Below are 3461 nucleotides of genomic sequence, written 5' to 3'. Positions count from 1 at the left end.
GGCCTACTCGATCCACCAGCAGCCATGGCCGGCCTACGACGAAGGGCTGGCCCACGAAGAGACGATCACGGTTGTGCTGCAGGTGAACGGGAAGGTTCGCGACCGGGTGTCCGTGCCGGCGAACATCGACGAAGAGGCGCTCAAGGCGTTGGCTCTGGGCAGCGAAGCGGTGAAACGCCAGCTCCAGGGCAAGTCCCCCCGACAGGTGGTGGTCGTTCCCAGGCGGCTGGTCAACATCGTCGTCTGACAGGCCAAGCCGGGATTGCGGCGCGCCCAGACCCTCCCCGTCGCCAACCCAGGCCGGGGGTGAGACGGCCCGCGGTGAGTCTTCGGATTGGCTGTTGATGTCCTGCTTGGGTAGGGCGGGCCACCCGGCCCGGGCCCGCAGGCGGGGCACGCTTCAATTCTGGGGAACCCTGATTGGCCTCGTTCCTTGCAGGCGCCCGTTCTCCGCGGGATATACTAGCTCGACAGCCGATGCCTTGAGGCCATGACGAGGTTCTCTTCTCCCTCAGCCCAGTCAGACTGGCGGTTGCCGTGAGCATAGACCGCACCGCACCGACACTCTCCCGTTGGCGCATTTCCCGCCTGGCTCCGCTGGCGGGTTTGCTGCTGGTGGGCCTGGTGGTTGGGATCGTGTGGGCGAATGACTACGGCATGGGGGCCGACGAGTATGCCAATGCCGCCGTCGGCCACGAAGCCCTTCGGGCGTACACCAGCGCCGAGGCCTTCGGTACCTTCCTCGAACGCGCCAACCTGGGGCACCATGGGCCCTCGTATTTCATGCTCTTTGCCGCGGTTGGCGATGGGCTGGCCCGCCTGGTCCCGGCCTGGCTGCCGGCGGATGGACGCCACCTCTCCAATTACCTGACCTTCCTCTTGGCTGGAGCCAGCCTGTACTTCCTGTGTCTGCGTCTGCTGCCGCGGCCGGTGGCGCTGTGGACGACGGCGTTCTTCCTCACGCAGCCTCTGCTGTTTGGCCACGGCTTCATCAACCAGAAGGACACGCCCTTCATGGCTTTCTTCCTGACGACGGTGGTCGTCGGGCTTGCCGGGGTTGATCGGCTGGCAGCGAGTGCAGCGCAGGCGCGGGGGTCAGGCCAAGACGGTCTCGGAGTCTGGGGGCAGCCGAGACAGGACCTTCGGGCCGCGGGCTGGGGCTGGAAACTGGCCTTCCTGGCTTGGGCGGCGGGATTCGCCTGGTTGTTGCTGGACCTGTTGGTCTTCGGGCAGATTCTCAGCGCCGGGAAAGCCATTCTCAGCACGGCACATGCCGGACAGGCCTGGGAACCGATCAACCGGTTGTATGAATTCGTCGCCGAGGATGCGCACAAGACCGGCGTCGCCGTGTACCACGCCAAGCTCGAGCTGGGCTACTGGGTCGCCGGGCGGGCGTTGATGGCCTTGCTAGGGGCTGCGATGGGTTTCTACCTCGGTCGCAGAGCCTGGCCGCGGACGGCACGCGCCTTCCTGCCGGGGCCGGTCAGGGCGTATGGCTTTCTGCTGGTGGCGGCAGGCTTGCTTGGCTTCACAGTATCAATCCGTCCGCTGGGCGGCTTCGCTGGATTGCTCGTGTGCGGCTATCTGATCCATAGGCTCCGCTGGAAGGCGCTGGGCCCACTGCTCGTCTTCTGGGCCGTCGCCGGCCTGGCGACGTATCTGACCTGGCCTTGGCTATGGCCGGCACCCATTGAGCGGCTGATCGAGAGCGTCCGGTATCTGGCCGACTTCGATGAGCAGAAACTGGTGTTGTTCCGCGGCCGGCTGTTCCCATCCGAGGCAATGCCCTTAGACTATCTTCCGGTCTTGTTGACCATCCAGCTGACGGAGCCCGTCATCCCCTTGGCAGCAGTCGGCCTGATCGTGGCGTACCTGGATGCCCGCCGTCAGCCCGAGCACCGACCAGTGCTCCTGCTCGTGGCGATCTGGTTCGCTGTGATCACCGTGCTGTACATGCTCCCGGGGTCTGTCCACTACAACAACTTCCGGCATATTCTCTTCATGCTGCCAGCGCTGTTCGTGTTCTTCGGCTATGGCTTAGCGCTGCTGGTCAAGAACGTTCGGCCGGAGTGGCTGCGCCCTGTGATCCTCATGCTGCTTCTTATCCCTGGGCTCCTAGGACTGGCCCGGCTGCATCCCTACGAATATGCCTACTACAATGCCTATGCCGGGGGTTCCTCGGGAGCGAATGGCAAGTACCACATGGACTACTGGTGTCTGTCGCTCCGCAAAGCACAGGAGTACGTCAATCACGTGGCGCCGCCGGGAGCGGTGGTCTTCGCCCGGCGCTCCCTCTACAGCGCCATCGAATACGCCCGCCCGGACTTGACGATGACCAAGGAAGAGGCCGAGCGCGGTGGGGCTGCCTTCGTCCTGGTCTGCACGCACTATACCGAAGACGCCATGACGCGCGGCGCCGATCGGGTGTTCACGGAAACCATCGGCCCGGCAGTGGCGGCCGAGGTGTGGCAAGTTCGACTAGCTCCCGATACCGCCCCTTAGTCAGCCTGGATACGTGGTCGGGAAGTCGTCGGGGGGGCCCGCCGCGGTTCCCTTGGACTTCCCGGCCGCGCACAACAAGCCGTCGGTCCTCCGCCGAGATGCGAGGCGATGTAGAGGATGCTCCGCTCACCCAGGAGGCGGGCGGGGCAACGATCAAGATGGGCATCAGCGGCCCCGGATGATCCTGCCGTGATACCCGCTCTTGCAGACCAGCACTTCGCGGAGTGGATGAGCTGCCGCCCGCACCTCCGAACAGGGCCGGGGATCAGGGCGCCAGTGCTGGGCTCGTACAGGTGGCACGGCAAGCCGGGAGAGGGGGGTTGATATACTGAGCCGGAAGGTCGCGGCGGACAGAGACGCCGCAGCCCCCTCGGCGGGTGGGGAACTCCGACCGAGGCACACGCCAGGGCAGACCCCGGCGAGAAGGCCCTGATGTCGGATCACCCCAGGCTGCAGGCGGTCTCCAAATCGAGATGGACGCCCCTGGCGGCATTGCTGCTGGTCGGCTTGCTGGTGGGAGCGTGGCTGGCAGACGACTACGGCATGTCCTGGGATGAAGAACGCAACTATACCGTCGGATTCGATGCGCTTCAGTCCTATGTCAGCCCGGAGCGCTACCAGGATTACCTCTCCCACGGCGAACCTCTTTCCCACCACGGCCCTTCCTACTTCATGCTCTTTGCGCTGATCGCCCAGGGGGCCACCGCTCTGAATCCGGCCTGGCATATTGCCGACGGTCGCCATCTGGCCAACTACCTGTCCTTCCTGCTGGGGCTGGCAGGCTTCTACGCCCTCGCTCTGCGCCTGGTGGCGAGGCGATACGCCTGGATGGCGACGGCGCTGTTGGCCACCCAGCCCCTGCTCTTTGGACATGCCTTCATCAACCAGAAAGACACTCCGTTCATGGCCTTCTTCCTGGTCAGCGTGGCTGTGGGGCTGGAAGCCGCCGACCGGGTATC

General features: G+C 65.1%; 3 protein-coding genes. All 3 read left to right on the top strand.

The features are described from left to right. Nucleotides 1-247, top strand: a 247-nt coding sequence (locus MUO23_09085; GenBank protein MCJ7513109.1) for a hypothetical protein, incomplete at its 5' end; no start/stop codon positions are given. A 290-nt stretch (nucleotides 248-537) separates the two neighbouring features. Beyond that, nucleotides 538-2502, top strand: a complete 1965-nt coding sequence (locus MUO23_09080; protein ID MCJ7513108.1) for a hypothetical protein — start codon at nucleotides 538-540, stop codon at nucleotides 2500-2502. Nucleotides 2503-2934: 432 nt separating this feature from the next. After that, the coding region (locus MUO23_09075) for a hypothetical protein (GenBank protein ID MCJ7513107.1) at nucleotides 2935-3461 on the top strand (527 nt) is incomplete at its 3' end.

Source organism: Anaerolineales bacterium (assembly GCA_022866145.1).
In the GTDB taxonomy this organism is placed as follows: domain Bacteria; phylum Chloroflexota; class Anaerolineae; order Anaerolineales; family E44-bin32; genus PFL42.
The sequence above is the reverse complement of the archived record's forward strand: the minus strand, read 5'-3'. Positions and strand labels throughout refer to the sequence as shown.